This is a genomic window from Terribacillus aidingensis, from assembly GCF_900215625.1.
Taxonomy (GTDB): domain Bacteria; phylum Bacillota; class Bacilli; order Bacillales; family Amphibacillaceae; genus Terribacillus; species Terribacillus aidingensis.
The window spans coordinates 787,963-807,907 of the sequence record NZ_OBEK01000002.1 but is presented as its reverse complement, the minus strand read 5'-3'; the positions used below and the strand labels follow the sequence as shown (position 1 = coordinate 807,907).

Here is a 19,945-nt window from a genome sequence, read left to right as displayed (position 1 = left end):
AATTTATCTAGGCTTTGTTACCTTATATGTATATTTAGCACTCACCAAACAAGAGTGCTAATCGAGGTGATGATCATGCTGACAGAACGACAGCTGCGTATCCTTCAAGTGATTGTCGACGACTTTATTGAAACAGCGCAGCCAATAGGCTCGCGCGCTATTTCAACGAAGCAGGAAGTTTCCTACAGCGCGGCGACGATCCGCAATGATATGGCTGAACTGGAACAGCTCGGCTTGATCGAGAAGACGCATACCTCTTCCGGAAGGGTTCCTTCCGAAAAAGGATATCGCTTCTACGTGGATCATCTACTGACGCCGTTTCATCTATCGCGGCAGGATACGTCAGCAATTAAACAGACATTCTCGGCTAATATGCGCGAGATGGAGGAAGTTGTGCAGCAATCAGCAGCACTTTTATCTGAGTTGACCAACTACACTAGTATTATATTGGGACCAGAGATGCTGGAGACGAAGCTGAAGCACATACAGATTCTGACTCTATCTGATTTTACTGCTGTCCTACTCCTTGTAACAGATACAGGACATGTGGAGCATAAATCTTTTCGTATACCGGATGGAATGCACCATAGCGAGATGGAACGAGTGGTGAACATCCTGAATGACCGTTTAGCTGGCGTGCCGCTCATGATGGTGCCTGGCAGGTTGCGAACGGAAGTACAGGAACTGCTGAAGCAGCATACGGAAAACTTTGATACGATTTTTGCATATCTGCGTTCGTTCATCGATTCCGACCAGCCGCTGAAGCTTTATTTTGGAGGCAAGGCGAACATTTTGATGCAGCCTGATTTTCAAGATATAAATAAGATACGCTCCCTTTATACAATGATTGAGGAAGAAGGCGAGAGTTTGGCCCATCTTCTTAGAGGCGAGCAGAATGGTTTGCATGTTGCAATCGGCACAGAAAATAAACTTGATGCTATGCAGGATTGCAGCTTTGTGACTGCCAGCTACTCAGCGGACGGCGTGCATATGGGAACAGTTGCACTGCTTGGGCCTACGAGGATGGAATATTCCCGAGTGCTGTCGCTGATGCACGTCTTATCGAACAAACTGACCAGTGCGTACCAGGACTGGCAGAAATGAAGTTGAATATGGCTTGCTACACTAGCAGGCCTTTCATATAAGCAATGCTTTTCCAGGAGGTGACCATCATGGCAAATGAAGAAAAAGAAAATTTGAACCAAAGCGAAGAACAGGAAGCTGCAGAAGCAGAAGTAATTGATGCAGACACAGCTGAAGAATCCGAAACTAATGCTGAAGGCAGCGAAGGTCTGACACAGATTGAACAGGAGAAAAATGATCTCCAGGAGCGTCTGTTGCGCGTTCAAGCGGAATATGATAACTTCCGCAAACGTACACAGAAGGAAAAGGAAGCTGCCAGCAAATATAGATCACAGGATTTAGCGGAAGCTTTGCTTCCAGTTGTCGACAACTTGGACCGCGCTCTTCAAACTGTACAGGATGAGGAAGCGAACAAAGGGTTTGTCGATGGAATCCGCATGGTACATCGTCAATTGTTAGAGGCTTTCGACAAGCAAGGAATCGAAGCTATCGAAACAGTTGGACAGCCTTTCGATCCGCATCAGCACCAAGCAGTTATGCAGGTGGAAAATGCAGATTACGAGCCAAATACAGTTGTGCAAGAACTGCAAAAAGGCTATAAGCTAAAAGACCGCGTCATTCGACCGGCTATGGTACAAGTGAATTCATAAGCACTACATATGCTTTAAAAGGAGGAAAAATACAAAATGGGTAAAATCATTGGTATTGACTTAGGTACAACAAACTCTTGTGTGTCTGTAATGGAGGGTGGCGAGGCACGCGTCATTCCGAATCCGGAAGGAAACCGTACAACGCCATCTGTTGTTGCTTTTAAAAACGGAGAAAGACAAATCGGTGAAGTAGCGAAGCGTCAAGCGATCACAAACCCGAACACAATCCAGTCCATTAAGCGTCATATGGGTACAGATTATAAAGTAGAAATCGAGGGAAAATCTTATACTCCACAAGAGATTTCTGCCATCATCTTGCAGTACATCAAGTCATTCGCAGAAGACTATCTTGGTGATACAGTTGATAAAGCAGTTGTAACTGTTCCTGCATACTTCAACGATGCAGAGCGTCAAGCTACGAAAGATGCTGGTAAAATTGCAGGTCTTGAAGTTGAGCGTATTATCAACGAGCCTACTGCAGCAGCACTTGCTTACGGTATCAACACAGAAGAAGATCAAACAATTCTTGTTTATGACCTTGGCGGCGGTACGTTTGATGTATCCATCCTTGACATCGGTGACGGTACGTTTGAAGTAGTATCCACTGCAGGTGACAACCGTCTTGGCGGTGACGATTTCGACCAAGTAATCATTGATCACCTTGTTGCAGAATTCAAAAAAGAAAACGGCATTGACCTTTCTAAAGACAAGATGGCAATGCAGCGTTTGAAAGATGCTGCTGAAAAAGCGAAAAAAGATCTTTCTGGTGTAACACAAACACAAGTTTCCTTGCCGTTCATCACAGCAGGAGCAGAAGGTCCGCTTCACTTGGAACTTTCTCTATCTCGTGCGAAATTTGATGAGCTGTCTGCTGATTTAGTTGAACGTACAATGGGACCAACTCGTCAAGCATTGCGTGATGCAGAACTTTCTGCAAGCGAAATTGACAAAGTTATCCTTGTAGGTGGTTCTACTCGTATCCCTGCAGTTGTAGAAGCAATCAAAAAAGAGACTGGTCAAGAGCCTTCTAAAGGTGTTAACCCGGATGAAGTGGTTGCACTTGGTGCAGCAATCCAGGGTGGTGTCTTGCAAGGTGATGTGAAAGACGTTGTACTTCTTGACGTTACACCACTTTCTCTAGGTATTGAAACGATGGGCGGCGTATTCACGAAGCTGATCGAAAGAAACACAACAATCCCTACAAGCGCGTCTCAAACTTTCTCTACTGCAGCTGACAATCAGCCTTCTGTAGATATTCACGTACTTCAAGGGGAACGCGAGATGGCAGCAAACAATAAAACGCTTGGCCGCTTCCAATTGTCCGATATCCCGCCAGCACCACGCGGCGTACCGCAAATCGAAGTATCCTTTGATATCGATTCAAATGGTATCGTAAACGTACGTGCGAAAGATATGGGTACAAATAAAGAACAATCCATTACAATTAAATCTTCTTCAGGTCTTTCTGACGAGGAAGTAGAAAAAATGGTAAAAGAAGCGGAAGAAAACGCGGAAGAAGATAAAAAACGTCGTGAAGAAGTAGATCTTCGCAACGAAGCAGATCAGCTTGTATTCCAAACAGATAAAACATTGAAAGATCTTGCTGAGAATGTTTCTGATGAAGACAAACAAAAAGCAGAAGCAGCAAAAGAAGAACTTCAAACAGCATTAGAAGGTACTGATCTTGAAGAGATCAAAGCGAAGAAAGATGCGCTATCTGAACAAGTTCAAGCACTTTCCATGAAACTGTATGAGCAAGCTGCACAAGCGCAGCAAGCGCAAGCAGACCAAGATGGCCAAAATACGGGCGATGATGTTGTCGATGCTGATTTTGAAGAAGTAAAAGACGACGATAAGAAATAAGCAATTAGCAGAATGATGTAACACCCTACAAGTCAAAGCCGCTCGTGAGCAGGCTTTGACTTGTTACATGTTCAGCGGGTTTGCTGACTGTAATGCTTAATGGTATGATAAAATTTATGCAAAAAGAAGAGTCGGGAGAGTGATTGTCAGTGAGTAAGCGGGACTACTACGATGTGCTGGGCGTCGGTAAGGACGCACCAAAGGAAGAGATTAAGAAAGCATATCGTAAACTTGCGCGCAAATACCACCCAGATGTGAACAAAGCAGATGACGCTGCTGATAAGTTCAAAGAGGCAAAAGAAGCGTATGAAGTACTAGGGAACGAACAAAAGCGGGCACAATACGATCAATTTGGCCATGCTGGACCGCAAAGTCAAGGATTTGGCGGAGCAGGAGCGCAGGACTTCGGTGGTTTCGGTGATATTTTTGATATGTTCTTCGGCGGTGGCGGCCGTCGCCAAGACCCTAATGCACCGCGTCAGGGTGCAGATTTGCAGTATACAATGACACTCAAGTTTGAAGAAGCAATATTCGGAAAAGAGACCGATATCGAGATTCCGAAAGAAGAAGAATGTGATACATGCCACGGATCCGGAGCCAAACCGGGAACGCAGCCGAAAACATGTACGCATTGTAACGGAAGCGGCCAGCTTAATGTGGAACAAAACACGCCATTTGGCCGTGTCGTAAACAAACGTGTATGTAATACATGCAGCGGAACGGGTAAAATCATTCCGGATAAATGTAAGACATGCGGCGGATCCGGGCGTGTACGCAAACGCAATAACATTCATATTAAAATTCCAGCAGGTATTGATGATGGTCAGCAAATTCGTGTATCTGGAAAAGGGGAAGCCGGCGTCAACGGAGGACCTCCAGGAGACCTATACGTCGTGATTCAAGTTCGCGGTCATGAATTCTTTGAGCGTGAAGGCGACAACATCTACTGTGAGATGCCGATAACATTCGCGCAAGCTGCACTAGGTGATGAGATTGAAGTACCGACAGTGCATGGCGCAGTAAAACTGAAAGTTCCTGCAGGTACGCAAACAGGACGCGTTTTCCGACTGAAAGGGAAAGGTTCGCCAAATGTCCGCGGGTATGGTCAAGGAGATCAGCATGTCAAAATCCGTGTTGTGACACCTACCAACTTGTCAGATCGTCAGAAAGAACTCCTGCGTGAACTAAATGATATTAGCGGCAATGATGCAGCTGATGAGCAGCATGACAGCATCTTTACACGTATGAGACGTGCGTTCAAAGGTGAGTCTTAATAAAAGGAGTGACGTGTACGTGAAATGGGCGGAACTGTGTATCCATACGACGAACGAAGCGATAGAACCAATTTCCAACATCTTGCATGAGGCAGGTGCTAGCGGCGTTGTAATTCAAGATCCAGAAGACTTGGTAAAGGATTATGAAACAACGTTTGGAGAAATTTATGAGTTAAATCCAGCTGATTATCCTGCAGAAGGTATTTATGTGAAGGCGTATTTGCCGACAAATAGTTTCCTGAATGAATCAGTAAATGAAATCAAAGCAGCTATTACCAACTTGATAGAATATCAAATAGATATCGGTGCAAATCACGTGACGGTAAGTGAGGTAGACGAGGAAGATTGGTCTACAGCTTGGAAGAAATACTACAAACCAGTCAAAATATCTGAGAAATTTACGATTATCCCCACATGGGAAGAATATACGCCTGTGGCTAGTGATGAAGTAATCATGGAACTTGATCCTGGTATGGCTTTTGGAACAGGAACTCACCCGACTACTGTGTTGAGTGTTCAGGCCATCGAACGTTATATCCAAAAGGGAGATACAGTTATTGACGTTGGTTCTGGATCTGGTGTTTTAAGTATTGCTGCTGTATTACTCGGTGCCGCCCATGTACATGCTTTCGATTTGGATGACGTTGCAGTGAAGAGCACCATGATCAATGCCGAACTTAATCATACTGCAGACAAAATTACTGCGAAGGCAAATAACTTGCTTGAAGGAGTAGCTGTTGAAGCAGATGTTATTGTTTCAAACATCCTTGCTGAGATTATATTGAAGTTTACGGATGATGCATACAAACGAATTAAACCAGGCGGCTTGTTCATTACGAGCGGTATTATCAGCCAGAAGAAGGGCGACGTCAAACAAGGATTACTAGATGCCGGTTTCGAGATTGTCGAAGTAAATGAAATGGAAGATTGGGTTGCGATTATTGCAAGGAAGAATTAAGGCAGAGGTGAGCGGATGCAGCGCTATTTCGTAGAAACTGCCAATTGGCAGGACGACCAAATTACGTTAGATGGACAAGATGCTCATCACATTATTCGTGTTATGCGTATGAATGAAGGAGATCAAATTATCTGTGTCCATCCAGACGGACATGCGGCAAAGTGTACGATAGACGCTTTTACTGCCGACAGCGTCTTGGTTTCTGTGACAGAACCCCTGGACATGGATACTGAAATGCCGATATCGGTCACAATCGCACAGGGATTGCCAAAAGGCGATAAGCTGGAGTTGATTGTGCAAAAAGGTACAGAACTTGGCGCAGCTGGTTTTGTGCCTTTTCAGGCAGCCAGGTCCGTTGTAAGATGGGATGAGAAAAAGAAAGACAAGAAGCGCCAAAGGCTTGAGAAAATTGCCAAGGAAGCTGCAGAGCAGTCAAGCCGTCAGACAATACCTTTAATAGAAGATGTAGTATCTTTTCAGGCATTGCTGCAGAGCAGTGATACATACAAGCATAAACTGTTCGCTTATGAAGAAGCGGCTAAAGGACTGAAAGCTGCCCCGCTGCGTGTGGTATTTGAGCAAATTTCTCCTAAAGATAACGTACTGGTTGTTGTTGGGCCAGAGGGCGGCTTTAGTGAAACAGAGGCAGATTCGCTGCAGCAGAAAGGCTTCTTGCCTGTTCGTTTGGGACCGCGTATTTTACGCACAGAAACTGCTCCCATGTATATGTTGGCTAGTTTATCGTACCATTTTGAAGAATGAGGTGTTTTTCATGCCTACAGTGGCATTTCATACATTAGGCTGTAAAGTGAATCATTACGAAACAGAAGGAATCTGGCAGAAATTTAAGGCAGAAGGCTATGAAAGAGTTGATTTCGACCATCAATCTGATGTGTACGTAATCAACACCTGCACAGTTACGAATACGGGTGATAAAAAGAGCCGTCAAATTATTCGCCGAGCTGTACGTAAGAACCCGGAGGGCGTTATTTGTGTAACTGGCTGTTATGCACAAACATCACCTGGTGAAATCATGGAAATTCCGGGAGTTGATATCGTAGTTGGTACACAGGGCCGCGATAAAATGATTGCGCACATCGAAGAGTTCAAGAAGACGAAGGAACCAATTAATGGTGTTTCCAACATTATGAAGAACCGCGTATTCGAGGAAATGGATGTGCCGGCATTTACGGATCGTACACGTGCCTCTCTGAAGATACAGGAAGGCTGTAACAACTTCTGTACCTTCTGTATCATCCCATGGTCCCGCGGTCTTTTGCGCTCTCGAAACCCCGAGGATGTGATGAATCAAGCGCAGCAGCTTGTAGATGCCGGCTATAAGGAGATTGTTCTTACAGGCATTCATACGGCTGGTTACGGCGAGGATATGCAAGATTACAATTTTGCTAAATTATTACGTGAATTAGAAGCGAACGTTCGCGGTTTGAAACGTATTCGTATTTCTTCTATTGAAGCGAGTCAAATAACCGATGAAGTGATTCAAGTGCTGGATGAGTCCGAAAAGATTGTCCGTCATTTGCATATCCCGCTGCAGTCGGGTTCTGACTCCGTGCTGACACGTATGCGTCGTAAATACTCCGCAGATTATTACCGCAGCAAGATTGAAAAAGTGAAGAAAGCACTGCCTAATTTAGCGATTACAAGTGATGTTATCGTTGGTTTTCCAGGTGAGACGGAAGAGGAATTCATGGAGACATACCGTTTCATCCAAGAAGTTGGTTATAGCGAGCTGCATGTGTTTCCATACTCCAAGCGGACCGGAACACCGGCTGCGCGCATGACGGATCAAGTGGATGATGAAACCAAAAATGAGCGTGTGCATCGTTTGATTGCGCTTTCTGATCAGCAAGCGAAGGAATATGCTTCCCAGTTTGAAAATGAAGTGTTAGAAGTTATTCCGGAAGAGCTTTATGATGAGAACGAATCAGATACAGTATATGTTGGCTATACAGACAACTATTTGAAAGTGAAATTTGAAGCAACACCAGATATGATCGGTAAAATTGTCCGCGTAAAACTGACAAAAGCCGGTTATCCATATAATGAAGGCCAGTTCGTCCGCGTCATGGAAGAAGAAAAAACAAGCGTATCTATTTAACTTGACTATAAAGGGGTTATTTCACTTGGAAAACATTGCAGCATATATTGATCATACACTCTTAAAACCGGATGCTACGAAAGATCAGATTGATGTCATTTTAGAGGAAGCGGCCGCGCATAAGTTTGCTTCTGTTTGTGTTAATCCATACTGGGTTTCTTATTGTGCAGATAAATTACAAGGCACAGATGTAAAAGTTTGTACGGTTATTGGCTTCCCGCTTGGTGCATCAACTAGCGCTGTAAAAGCGTTGGAGACAAAGGATGCAATTGAAAAAGGCGCTGGAGAAATTGATATGGTCATTAATATTGGTGCTTTAAAATCGGGTGATTTGGTAACGGTTGAATCTGATATCCGTGCGGTTACAGAAGCAGCTGACGGCGTGCTGACAAAGGTTATCATTGAAACAGCATTGCTGACAGAAGAAGAAAAAGTAACAGCTTGTGAGCTTGCAGTAAAAGCTGGAGCAGACTTTGTTAAAACTTCTACTGGCTTTTCCGGCGGCGGAGCGACAGTGGCTGATATCGCCTTGATGCGTAAAACTGTCGGACCAGATATCGGTGTCAAAGCTTCCGGAGGTGTCCGTGACCGGGAAGCAACACTGGCGATGATTGAGGCGGGTGCTACTCGAATTGGTGCTAGCGCAGGCGTGCAAATCATTGCAGGCGGTGCAGGTGCAAGCGACTATTAATAGTAATTTTTATGAAATATGCTGTATTATGCACCTTTCTATTGACCAGGATTTAGCATTATATTATAATGAGCAAAGACATATGCAGCAGTGCATATGAGATAGCACATTGTTGTATGCTTCGGAGGGAGGGAAATTAGCATGTCAAACACTACTCGCGTTCGCAAAAACGAGTCTCTTGAAGATGCTCTTCGTCGCTTTAAGCGCACAGTTTCTAAAAGCGGTACTCTATCTGAATACCGTAAGCGTGAATTCTACGAAAAACCTAGTGTTCGTCGCAAGAAAAAATCTGAGGCGGCTAGAAAGCGTAAGTAAGTAAAGAGGGTGCAAAGAGATATGTCATTAACAGAACGTCTGAACCAGGATATGAAGACTGCGATGAAAGCAAGAGACAAGGAAACGCTTAGCGTGATCCGGATGGTGAAAGCCAGCTTGCAAAACGAAGCAATTCGTACTGGTAATGACACGCTGTCAGAAGATGAAGAACTTACCGTTTTATCTCGAGAGGTAAAACAACGAAAAGATTCCCTCCAAGAATTCCAAGAAGCTGGACGCGATGACCTGGTACAAAAACAAGAAGCTGAGCTTCAAGTTTTAAAAGGTTATATGCCGGAACAGCTTTCGGAAGAAGAACTTGAAGACGTTATTAAACAAACCATCGCGGAGGTAGGAGCTACTTCCAAGAAAGACATGGGCTCAGTAATGAGCGCTGTCATGCCGAAAGTAAAAGGTAAAACTGATGGTTCTTTAGTTAATAAAATCGTGAATAAGCACTTGTCTTAACTGATAGTTATATGAATATCTGAGAAAATCCCAGTCACGAAGGTGGCTGGGATTTTCTTTTTGAAAATACTGATGCAAAAATGAAACCTTTTCTTATTTGAGACGTAAGAGTAAACTGTACATAACAACTGCAACACACAAGTCGTTCAGGAGGATTCACATGCTGCACTATATCAAGGTTACTACCCTGCAAACGGCAACATTCTCTTTTGGCGATACAATTGCATCGTGGATCACATCTCCAATAATCGTGACCATTCTTTTGTCCATCGCATTTGCTGGACTGGCGGTTGAATTGTTCACTCCAGGTTTTGGTGCAGGGGGCATACTTGGAGTAGCCGCTGCTGGTGTTTTCCTTTATGGTCACATGGCAGGAGGGCTCTTAACCGGTACGGATATTCTTCTTTTGACTGCAGCTATTATCTTACTTGTCCTGGAGTTATTCGTACCAGGCGGCATTATGGGACTGCTTGGTATGGTCGGACTGTTTTGGGTTTTATTTCGCATAGCGGCAGATAAAACGGATATGATGATAAGTGTAAGCATTGCATGTATTGTAACCGTTGGGGCTGTTGTTTATGTTATCCGCATTGTCGGATTTGAAAAAGGCATGTTCAAACCGATGATTCTTCAAGATACGCTAAGACCCGATAGCATCCCCAGTTTAGATTCGCTTATTGGCAAACGCGGCAGAACGACTACGCCCTTGCGTCCAACAGGTGTGGCGGAGATTGAAAACAGGAAGATGGACGTAATCACCGATGGAAGATACATTGCCAGTGGAGAAGAAATAGTTGTTATTCGTACAGAGGGAACGAAAATCATCGTCAGCTCCTTGGCGAATGAGGAGGAAAACAAATGAACCAAGAAATTCTTGTACCAATTATTATCGCTGCGGTCATTTTGATTGCATTGATCATCTTGTTTACATTCGTACCAGTGGCATTGTGGATCAGTGCTTTGGCAGCGGGCGTTAAAATCAGCATCTTTACGCTCGTTGGAATGCGATTGCGACGTGTTATTCCATCGCGTGTCATCAGCCCGCTCATTAAAGCGCATAAAGCGGGACTGAAGGTCGATACCAATCAGCTGGAGAGTCATTACTTGGCTGGAGGTAATGTAGACCGTGTCGTCAACGCGCTCATTGCAGCGCATCGTGCGAACATTGAACTGCCATTTGAACGCTCAGCGGCAATTGATTTGGCAGGCCGTGATGTACTGGAAGCTGTGCAAATGAGTGTTAATCCAAAAGTAATCGAAACACCTTTCATTTCCGGCGTTGCGATTGATGGTATCGAAGTAAAAGCGAAAGCTCGAATTACTGTGCGAGCGAATATCGACCGTCTAGTCGGTGGTGCCGGCGAAGATACTATTATTGCACGTGTCGGTGAAGGAATTGTTAGTACAATTGGTAGCTCTGAGAATCATTCGAATGTCTTGGAAAACCCAGATAAAATTTCTCATAATGTATTGAACCGCGGTTTGGATTCCGGAACAGCTTTTGAAATTCTGTCTATTGATATTGCTGATATTGATATTGGCAAAAACATTGGTGCTATATTACAGACAGATCAAGCTGAAGCGGATAAAAATATCGCACAAGCAAAAGCAGAAGAGCGCCGGGCAATGGCGGTTGCACAAGAGCAAGAAAACTTGGCGCGTGTACAAGAGATGCGTGCAAAAGTTGTGGAAGCGGAGGCAGATGTACCGCTTGCCCTAGCTGAAGCACTTCGTTCCGGGAACATGGGTGTAATGGATTATATGAACTACCAAAACATCAATGCTGATACGACGATGCGAGACAGCATCGGCGGTTTACCGCAAGGCGACAAAGAAGACAACGAGCTGTAAGCTTTAGAAAGGTGGCGGGAACATGTCCGACTTACTGCAGTTTCTCGTTCCGCTCGTAATTGCTGGGATTATATTTTTGGTTAATCAAGCTGGCAAAAAAGGTGACCAAGAAAAACAAGATCCAAGGCGGACGCAGCCTCCAGTGAAAAACTGGCAGGAAAAACAGCATCGCAAAAGCAAGGAGCGCCCCGCAGCGCAGCATACACAAACAAAAGCACCTGAATCAGTCCAAGCAGAGCAGACAGCAGAAGAGCTGATTCACACAGCTGATAATGCAATTGAACGGGTAACGTCTGTACAAAAAGCCGTTCCTGCTCGGCAGCATGCCAAAAAAAGTTCTGTTGCCAAACCAATTCGTATAACGCGTCCAACTAGCAGACAGCTGGCAGAACAGGTCATCTGGTCTGAAATACTTGGAGAATCACGTGCAAAAAAACCGCATCGAGCATTCGGGAAGCGAGTCCATTAGGGGCTCGCTTTTTTGCTTTCCAATCTGCTTCTTATCGATTGTTCTTTCTTGCTTCTCTGCAACATAGAATGTGCTGAGGGGAGCTGATGAGAATGAAAAAATGGCAGCAGCGGATCGGAAACTGGTTCACAGAGCACCTAGATATGCCTGCTGATGTGGTGCTGGAACTCCCTCGTATAACGACCATTGGTCACTTTCACGCCTATATCGAGAATCACAGAGGGTTGATCCTCTTTTCCGATAATGAACTCCGACTGCGGCTTAACACAGGTTTCCTGCTCATAACAGGAGAGTCCTTCGTATTGAAGGTCATGCTGCCGGAGGAAATTCTGCTTGAGGGAAAAATGAAGGAATTTAAATTCATCGAATCATAAGCATGCGGAGCGGGGAGGTACGTATGAAGAAACACACACAGGACATTTACTTTACCGGATATGTAACAGTCCTAATAAAAGGTGACAGACCAGAGCTGTTTTTTAATCAGCTTGTTCAGGAGAAGGTTTTGGTCTGGGATATCATCAAGAAGGACTATCAAACATGCGAAGCGAAAATCAGGAAACAGGATATCAGCAAGCTTCGCATGAAACGAAGGAGGACAGGCTATAAAGTTCAATTTCGTTCGAAGCATGGGTTTCCGTTTCTCTTTACTTCTATATTGCGTAAAAAACCTTTGCTGCTGGGTATTTTTATAAGCATATTAAGTATCTTTCTCCTTTCCAATACCGTATGGAAAATTGATATTAAAGGCGTTAGTCCCGAATTGGAACATCAAATCGAGACGCAGCTCGATGAATATGGCGTACGCTTAGGAGCATTCAAATTGACCTTGGGTGCGCCAGTTGATATTCAGCAGCGGTTATTACAGGATATTCCTGAGCTTTTATGGATAGGAGTGCAGGAAAAAGGGACAACCTATGCATTAGAAGGTGTGCCAAAAACGATTGTGAAAGAAAAGGAACAACCCGGACCACGTCATCTTGTTGCGAAGAAAAAGGGTGTCATTGTGGACATGTTCGTCTCAGAAGGGGCGCCGCAAGTAGGAATCCATGATTATGTGGAACCTGGAGATGTTTTAGTATCCGGTTTAATTGGTAAGGAACCGCCTGCTGCAACAGAAGAAGAGGAAACGGAAAAACCGGAAGACACGCGTAAACAGGTTGCTGCTACAGGCAATGTTATTGCTCGTACGTGGTATAATGTATCTGTATCTGTTCCGCTTAACGAAACGTATACCGTACTGAGCGGCAACCAGGAGACGAAATACGCTGCACAGTTTGGCGATAACTTTCGCGTACCGTTTTGGGGGTTCGGTGATTCCGGCTATCAAGATGCACAGGAACAAACCTCTACCCGTTATTTACGTTTTCTCCGCTGGAAGCTTCCTTTAGGAGTTACGAAAACCACCGAATATGAGCGGGTATCCAAACAGGTGAAGCGGACGAAAGAAGAAGCCAAAGCGCAGGCGGTAAAGCTGGCTAAACAAGATCTGCAGCTGCAAATCGGCAAAGAGTCTGACATTATTTCTCAAAAAATTTTACATGAGACTGTCGAGAATGGTAAAGTTAAATTAATCTTATACTTTCAAGTAAATGAAGATATTGCAACATCTCAACCTTTATCTCAAGGAGATTGATTATGCCCGAAGACGTGAAACGTGTGAACTTACAATTAAAAGATACCAACGAAACATTAGCTTTATTCGGTACAGAAGACCGCCATCTTAAGCAAATTGAAGAACAATTTCAAGTATCCATCGTTACTCGCGGTGAAGAAGTTCGGGTAACCGGAAGAGAAGAAGATGTACGATTAACCGAAGAGCTGCTGCAAGCCCTGTCAGCTGTCATTAGACGCGGTATCCCAATTGGGGAACGTGATGTTGTATATGCAGTTGAATTGGCCAAAAAGGACAGCCTTGATCAGTTTGAAACATTATTTGATGATGAAATAACAAAGAATGCCAAAGGAAAATCAATTCGAGTCAAAACGTTAGGTCAGCGCAGCTATGTGAATGGCATCAAATCGCATGACCTGGTTTTCGGTATTGGTCCTGCCGGTACGGGTAAAACTTACTTGGCAGTTGTCATGGCCGTCAATGCTTTGAAGAAAGGTATTGTCAAACGAATTATCCTGACACGGCCAGCAGTGGAAGCGGGAGAAAGCCTTGGATTCCTTCCGGGGGACTTAAAAGAGAAAGTCGATCCGTACCTCCGTCCTTTGTACGATGCACTGCATGATGTAATGGGACTGGAGCAGACAACACGGCTGATCGAGCGCGGTACAATTGAGATTGCGCCGCTTGCTTATATGCGCGGACGTACTTTGGATGACGCATTTGTCATTTTGGATGAAGCACAGAATACAACAAATGCTCAGATGAAGATGTTTCTGACACGACTTGGTTTTGGTTCTAAAATGGTTATTACAGGAGATATTACACAGATTGACTTGCCAAAAGGCGCAGCTTCTGGTTTACGCTCTGTAGAAACAAGGCTTAGCAATGTAAAAGGTGTCTTTTTCACATACTTGAAACAGACAGACGTTGTACGTCACCCGCTTGTACAACGTATCATTGACGCATACGAATCAGAATAAAAAAGCGAAAGGCCCGATATCGGGTCTTTTTCGGTTCGAGCGGACAGGAGGATACAAAGTGGCTGGTAAAAAGTTCACAAATCTGTTCAAAAGGAAAGGCAAAACCGGTAATCGTGCGATTATCCTAATCGGATCTTTACTGCTTGGGTGCTTTTTCTTTATTGCGACAGCTTCTAACGTAACGACGAGAAATTATGATGTGCAGGTCTATGATACAGCGAGTGAAACAATCCGGTCGCCTATTACAATTGAGAACGAAGCAGAGACAGAAAGGCAGCGGCAGGAGGCGGGACAGCAAATAGACGATCGTTATACCGTTTCCGCAGAAATCACCAAGGCTAAAACGGACGCTGTAGATGAAATCTTCACTGCAATCGGGCAAGTGAATGATAGTGAAAAGTCGACAGATAAAAGAGTCGAGGACATAAAGCAGCTGCTCTCCGAATCGATTAAGGAAGAGTTGACTGATCAGCAAATCGCCCAGCTTGTCCAAATACCAACAGAAGAAAGACAGGTTAGTGAAAAGGTCTTTAAAGATGCGATGACAGACTTTCTGGAGGATGGTGTAAAGCGGGATGAGGTGCAGCAGACGCAGGAAGAAATGCGTGAGCGAATTGGGTATGCGGATGTTTCCAGTACCACGAAGGAAGCGCTGCGTTCTTTGACAAGCTTTGCAATTGTGCAGAATGCTTCATTTGATGCGCAAGCGACTGCTTCTCAAAAAGCAGAAGCTCGGCAGAACGTTGCATCGGTTATGATCCGCGCAGGAGAGGTTATTGTACAAGAAGGTCAGACAATTACAAATGATGTATATGAGGAATTAAAACTTGTTGGCTTGTTAAATTCAACGAGGAATGTGCTGCCGCTGATTGGACTCGTCTTGTTAATAACTCTCCTGACTGGCATATTGACATTTGAAACAATACATACGACAAAGAAAAATGCTGGAACGAATAAATCGGTACTGCTGTTTGTATTCTTGCTTATTTGCGTATCTGTTATCCTGCTAAAGTTAATTAGTGTGATAGGATCTACAGAAACGCATCATTACTTACTGCTGCCAACTGCAGTTGCAGCTGTGCTATTCCGTCATTTATTAAGTGAGCGATTTGCTATCTGCTATGCCATTGTCTACAGTATACTGGCTGGGGTTATCTTAAATGATGAGATACCTGGTTCACTCAATATGGAGGCTGCGCTTTACTTTCTCTTTGCACAGCTGGCAGCAGTTTATGCTATCCGTAATGTGAAAGATAAAGGGGCAATGGCAAAGGCGCTATTATTCTTGGCAAGTGTACAAATTATTAGTGTTTTGTTATTTGTATTCTTTGCTTTCGAGAAATATACATGGGATGTAATAATCCTTTATTGCGGTTTTGCAGCCTTGTCAGCCTTGCTTACTGTTATTCTGGTTGCTGGTATCCTGCCGTTTGCAGAGACGGGTTTTGGGGTTCTATCGGAGACAAAACTGCTCATGCTTTCGAAGCCAAATCATCCGCTGCTGAAAAAGATATTGACCGACGCACCAGGAACATATCATCACAGCATTATGGTGGCGAATTTGAGTGAAGCGGCATGTGAAGCTATCGGGGCTAATGGGTTGCTCGCCAGAGTAGGTGCTTATTATCATGACCTCGGCAAAACGAGACAGCCGCAGCTGTTCATCGAGAACCAAATGGGCCGAAAAAACCCGCACGATCACTTATCACCGCGCCAAAGCGCGGAGATTATTATCCGTCATCCTTATGATGGAGCAAAGATGCTGCAGGACAACCATTTCCCGAAAGAAATTGTAGATATGGCGAAACAGCATCATGGTACTTCGTTATTGAAGTTTTTTTATTACAAAGAAAAGGAATATAATAAAGATGTAACCGAAGACACGTATCGTTATCCTGGTCCAAGACCAGCGACGAAAGAAATTGCAGTTCTGTCAATTTGTGATTCGGTGGAAGCAGCTGTCCGTTCTATGAAAGAACCGACACAGGAAAAGATTCGCAGTCTGGTCGATTCTATTATCAAAGACAAACTAATGGATGGACAGCTTGATTGCGCACCTTTGACCATGCAGGATTTGCAGGAGATTAAAGAAGCAATCTGCCAGGCGCTTACGGGGATATTCCATTCCCGTATTGAATACCCAGATGAAGAGAAAGTGAAGGAGGTAAACTAATGCATATAGATTTTCATGATAATACAAATTCTGTCACAGAAGACTATATTGATCTGATCGACAGATTGATTCAATACGCTGCTGATGCAGAGGACATTACTAAGGAGGCGGAGATCTCTATCACCTTTGTTGATAATGATGAGATTCAGGTGATTAATCGAAATTATCGCCAAAAAGATACGCCGACAGATGTTATCTCGTTTGCCATGCAAGAAGAAGGAGAAGGCGAGACACAAATCATTGGAGAAGAGCTTCCAGTCGTATACGGTGATATTATTATTTCCGTTGATATGGCGAAAGGGCAGGCGGAGGAGTATGAGCATAGTATAGAGCGAGAGCTTGGTTTTCTTGCTTTACATGGGTTCCTCCACTTGCTTGGCTATGATCATATGAATGAAGCAGATGAAAAGAAGATGTTCGGAAGACAAGAGGAGATTTTGAATGGCTTCGGACTCAAACGAGAAGAAAACTAAAACTGGCATTGGATTTCGGTATGCATGGAACGGCATTCGATGGACATTCGCCCATGAGAGGAACTTCCGGATCCATACAATAGCGACGTTCATTGCTCTGTTAGCAGGCTTGCTGTTTCGTATTGAAGCAGCTGAGTGGGCGGCTGTGCTCTTAAGCATCGGTTTTGTCATTGTGACGGAGATGATTAACACAGTCGTCGAACTTATGATGGACCACCTGTCACCAGAACAAAGCAAAGCAGTCGGCCTGATCAAGGATATCTCCGCAGGCGCTGTTTTTGTTGCAGCCATTACCGCAATTTGTGTGGGCTTAATTGTTTTCATACCCGAATTGCTGTCTGTTTTGTGAAAACCGTTCTTTAGGGACGGTTTTTCTTGTGAGGAAGGGATGCAGGAGAGACTTCAAGTTTCAACGCTTATTTTTACGTTTCCAACCGGTTCTCTCCACTTTTAATTTTCGTCTGGCTCCGAAGACCAGAAACTGCGTTGTAAGCAATAAATCCCGACGTGGGAACTACGCCCCCTCTGGGCTTTCTTGCTTACCACTTCGTTTCTAAACGGTCTTCTCCGCTTTTGATTTTCGTCTGGCTCCGAAGACCAGAAACTGCGTTGTAAGCAATAAATCCCGACGTGGGAACTACGCTCACTCTGGGCTTTCTTGCTTACCGCTCCGTTTCTAACCGGTTCCTTACGCTTTTGATTTTAATAAGACCTTTTGTCGAATGGGTGAAGTGGCGGGGGATTTGTAGTAAGATAGAGATACAACAATTTAATAGTACTTGAGGTTATTGTCGTACTAGTACTTGGAGGAATATAACAGCATGGTAGAAGAATTTCGTTCTGGTTTTATTTCCATCATCGGGAGACCGAATGTAGGAAAATCAACTTTGTTAAATCGTTTCGTGGGGCAGAAGATTGCTATTATGAGTGATAAGCCGCAAACGACGCGTAATCGGATCCAAGGGGTGCTCTCACAAGATGACGCACAGTTCATCTTTATTGATACGCCTGGTATCCACAAACCGAAGCATAAGCTCGGTGATTTTATGGTGAAGACTGCAGAAAACACAATGAATGAAGTGGACGCTGTCATGTTTATGGTCAATGCCGAGGAAGGCTATGGCCGGGGAGATCAGTTCATTCTTGAACGGCTGCAGAAAGTCAATAATCCAGTTTTCCTTGTTTTGAATAAAATTGATAAGATTCACCCAGATAAGCTCTTTGAACTTATCGAGCAGTATAAGGACAAGTTGGATTTTGCAGAGATTGTTCCTATTAGCGCACTGGAAGGAAACAACACGGCTCATTTATTGGATACATTGAAGGGCTATCTTCCAGAAGGACCGCAGTATTACCCTGAAGATCAAGTAACAGATCATCCGGAACGTTTCATCGTCAGTGAATTGATTCGTGAAAAGGTGCTGCATTTAACACGGGAAGAGATACCGCATTCCATTGCTGTCGTTATTGAAGCAATTGAGAATCGTCATAGCACAACGGAGAAAGTTTTCATTCAGGCGACGATCGTAACAGAGCGTAAATCCCAAAAAGGGATTATTATTGGTAAACAAGGCAGTATGCTCAAACAAGTTGGTAAACTTGCGCGCAGAGATATAGAAATGCTGCTTGGCAGTAAGGTGTTTCTTGAGCTTTGGGTGAAAGTGCAGCCAGACTGGCGGAACAAGCAAGCGCAGCTTAATGATTACGGATTTAGCCGCGACGAATATTAAGTCAATGGTAATATTTGAAGCACATGGTTTCTGAAGAAGGTGTCATCCTAAGAAGGAGATAGTTTTGTATTTCATTTCTAAAAAAAAACACATAGAAAGGTGGACTTCCTGTGATTGATTTCCATTGGCAAATCTTTAGCAAGACCGGGAGTATTGAAACCTACTTATTGATGAAAGAAATTGAAACGATGTACAATTCACTCATACCTCCAAGACAAGATAACATCATAGAACTTCCGAACTATAATCGGCTTCAATCGAAAATGTAAGCAACAGGAGTGGGGAGAGAGCGTTGCTCCAAAACGTAGAAGGAATTATTCTGCGCACGCAGGATTACGGGGAAACTCATAAGATAATTACGATCTTTACGGAAGATCGCGGCAAGATTGCAGTGATGGCCCGAGGGGCGAAGAAACCAAAGAGCCGGATGGCGGCTATCGCGCAGCCGTTTATCTATGGATCGTTTCTTGTACAAATCGGCTCAGGTATGGGAGCCATGCAGCAAGGCGAACCGCTTCAAAGTTTCCGTGCCATTCGAGAAGATATCGTAAAGACAGCTTATGCTTCTTATATCGCAGAAATGACAGATAAACTGACAGATAACAATAAGCCTGATCCAGATTTGTTCCGTCAGCTGCTTCAAGTACTTGAATGGATCAATGACGGGAAAGATGCAGATGTTTTACGTATTATTTATGAGTTGAAGATGTTTCGCCGCGGCGGCTTTGCGCCTGCAGTGCATCAATGTGTAAATTGCGGAAACACGGAATTGCCTTACAAGTTTTCTATACCAGAAGGCGGCATGCTTTGTCGTCGGTGTATGCATTTGGATCCGGACGCTTACGTCCTATCCGATAAGGTGATAAAGCTTTTGCAGCTTTTTACAAGTATTGATATTACCAGGATTGGTAATATTTCCGTCAAGCCGGAAACAAAACGGCTGCTCAATGAGCTGCTGGATGCCTATTACGAACGTTATGGCGGTTACTTCTTAAAAAGTAAAAAGTTTTTATCTCAATTAGACAAACTGCAATAAAGCTTTGTTGACAAGTAGTATGGCATTTTAGTATCATTAAGACAAAATCGACGGCTTGCGTTGAAGAAGAGTAGTATCCGTCTTACCCCCTTTGGATAGCGAATCTGGGATAGTGAGAGCCAGATCAAAGGCAGACGGAGAAGGCACTTCTGAGCAAAAGGCAAAAAAGTGGCTTCCATTTGGAGGCAAATAGGGTGGAA

22 protein-coding genes are annotated in these 19,945 nt (G+C 44.1%); all 22 read left to right on the top strand.

Features of this window, described 5'->3' with window-relative positions:
- The first annotated feature begins 75 nt into the window (after positions 1-75).
- Positions 76-1,104: a heat-inducible transcriptional repressor HrcA gene (hrcA, locus tag CRO17_RS09420; protein WP_097041534.1), complete on the top strand. Its 1,029-nt coding sequence runs from the start codon at positions 76-78 to the stop codon at positions 1,102-1,104.
- 68 nt (positions 1,105-1,172) lie between these two features.
- The gene (grpE, locus tag CRO17_RS09415; protein ID WP_097041532.1) at positions 1,173-1,733 is read left to right on the top strand and encodes a nucleotide exchange factor GrpE; all 561 of its coding nucleotides are present in this window, start codon (positions 1,173-1,175) and stop codon (positions 1,731-1,733) included.
- 36 nt (positions 1,734-1,769) lie between these two features.
- On the top strand, positions 1,770-3,596 hold the full coding sequence (dnaK, locus tag CRO17_RS09410; RefSeq protein WP_097041530.1) for a molecular chaperone DnaK: 1,827 nt from the start codon (positions 1,770-1,772) through the stop codon (positions 3,594-3,596).
- A 149-nt stretch (positions 3,597-3,745) separates the two neighbouring features.
- Complete coding sequence (dnaJ, locus tag CRO17_RS09405) at positions 3,746-4,870, top strand: molecular chaperone DnaJ (protein ID WP_097041528.1); 1,125 nt, start codon at positions 3,746-3,748, stop codon at positions 4,868-4,870.
- A gap of 19 nt (positions 4,871-4,889) precedes the next feature.
- Positions 4,890-5,828, top strand: a complete 939-nt coding sequence (gene prmA / locus CRO17_RS09400; RefSeq protein WP_097041525.1) for a 50S ribosomal protein L11 methyltransferase — start codon at positions 4,890-4,892, stop codon at positions 5,826-5,828.
- Positions 5,829-5,843: 15 nt separating this feature from the next.
- Positions 5,844-6,590 carry a 16S rRNA (uracil(1498)-N(3))-methyltransferase gene (locus CRO17_RS09395; RefSeq protein WP_097041523.1) on the top strand — a complete coding sequence of 249 codons (747 nt, stop codon included), beginning with the start codon at positions 5,844-5,846 and terminating at the stop codon, positions 6,588-6,590.
- A gap of 10 nt (positions 6,591-6,600) precedes the next feature.
- Positions 6,601-7,947 carry a tRNA (N(6)-L-threonylcarbamoyladenosine(37)-C(2))-methylthiotransferase MtaB gene (gene mtaB, locus CRO17_RS09390; RefSeq protein WP_097041521.1) on the top strand — a complete coding sequence of 449 codons (1,347 nt, stop codon included), beginning with the start codon at positions 6,601-6,603 and terminating at the stop codon, positions 7,945-7,947.
- Positions 7,948-7,972: 25 nt separating this feature from the next.
- Entirely contained in the window at positions 7,973-8,638 is a 666-nt protein-coding gene (gene deoC, locus CRO17_RS09385) for a deoxyribose-phosphate aldolase (RefSeq protein ID WP_245864745.1), read from the top strand.
- 141 nt (positions 8,639-8,779) lie between these two features.
- Positions 8,780-8,953, top strand: a complete 174-nt coding sequence (gene rpsU, locus CRO17_RS09380) for a 30S ribosomal protein S21 (RefSeq protein ID WP_077308578.1) — start codon at positions 8,780-8,782, stop codon at positions 8,951-8,953.
- A gap of 21 nt (positions 8,954-8,974) precedes the next feature.
- Positions 8,975-9,421, top strand: coding sequence for a GatB/YqeY domain-containing protein (locus tag CRO17_RS09375; RefSeq protein WP_097041517.1), 447 nt, complete (start codon positions 8,975-8,977; stop codon positions 9,419-9,421).
- A gap of 160 nt (positions 9,422-9,581) precedes the next feature.
- The gene (locus CRO17_RS09370; RefSeq protein WP_097041515.1) at positions 9,582-10,283 is read left to right on the top strand and encodes an NfeD family protein; all 702 of its coding nucleotides are present in this window, start codon (positions 9,582-9,584) and stop codon (positions 10,281-10,283) included.
- Positions 10,280-11,272, top strand: a complete 993-nt coding sequence (floA, locus tag CRO17_RS09365) for a flotillin-like protein FloA (protein ID WP_077308584.1) — start codon at positions 10,280-10,282, stop codon at positions 11,270-11,272. Before CRO17_RS09370 ends, floA begins: the two co-directional genes overlap by 4 nt.
- 22 nt (positions 11,273-11,294) lie before the next feature.
- Positions 11,295-11,741, top strand: coding sequence for a hypothetical protein (locus tag CRO17_RS09360; RefSeq protein ID WP_097041513.1), 447 nt, complete (start codon positions 11,295-11,297; stop codon positions 11,739-11,741).
- A 92-nt stretch (positions 11,742-11,833) separates the two neighbouring features.
- A complete protein-coding gene (yqfC, locus tag CRO17_RS09355; protein ID WP_179106540.1) occupies positions 11,834-12,115 on the top strand; it encodes a sporulation protein YqfC in 282 nt (93 codons plus the stop codon).
- Between the two features lie 23 nt (positions 12,116-12,138).
- On the top strand, positions 12,139-13,374 hold the full coding sequence (gene yqfD / locus CRO17_RS09350) for a sporulation protein YqfD (RefSeq protein ID WP_179636937.1): 1,236 nt from the start codon (positions 12,139-12,141) through the stop codon (positions 13,372-13,374).
- A 2-nt stretch (positions 13,375-13,376) separates the two neighbouring features.
- Positions 13,377-14,333, top strand: coding sequence for a PhoH family protein (locus CRO17_RS09345; protein ID WP_097041509.1), 957 nt, complete (start codon positions 13,377-13,379; stop codon positions 14,331-14,333).
- A 58-nt stretch (positions 14,334-14,391) separates the two neighbouring features.
- Entirely contained in the window at positions 14,392-16,506 is a 2,115-nt protein-coding gene (locus tag CRO17_RS09340; protein ID WP_245864743.1) for an HD family phosphohydrolase, read from the top strand.
- Entirely contained in the window at positions 16,506-16,979 is a 474-nt protein-coding gene (ybeY, locus tag CRO17_RS09335) for an rRNA maturation RNase YbeY (RefSeq protein WP_097041507.1), read from the top strand. The genes CRO17_RS09340 and ybeY overlap by 1 nt, the downstream gene beginning before the upstream one ends.
- The gene (locus CRO17_RS09330) at positions 16,948-17,328 is read left to right on the top strand and encodes a diacylglycerol kinase family protein (protein WP_097041505.1); all 381 of its coding nucleotides are present in this window, start codon (positions 16,948-16,950) and stop codon (positions 17,326-17,328) included. Before ybeY ends, CRO17_RS09330 begins: the two co-directional genes overlap by 32 nt.
- A 472-nt stretch (positions 17,329-17,800) precedes the next feature.
- Positions 17,801-18,709 (top strand): GTPase Era, encoded by a 909-nt coding sequence (gene era / locus CRO17_RS09325; RefSeq protein WP_097041504.1) that lies wholly within the window; start codon positions 17,801-17,803, stop codon positions 18,707-18,709.
- 110 nt (positions 18,710-18,819) lie between these two features.
- The gene (locus CRO17_RS17950; protein WP_077308600.1) at positions 18,820-18,978 is read left to right on the top strand and encodes a YqzL family protein; all 159 of its coding nucleotides are present in this window, start codon (positions 18,820-18,822) and stop codon (positions 18,976-18,978) included.
- 23 nt (positions 18,979-19,001) lie between these two features.
- Positions 19,002-19,745 (top strand): DNA repair protein RecO, encoded by a 744-nt coding sequence (gene recO / locus CRO17_RS09315; RefSeq protein WP_097041502.1) that lies wholly within the window; start codon positions 19,002-19,004, stop codon positions 19,743-19,745.
- Positions 19,746-19,945: the final 200 nt, after the last annotated feature.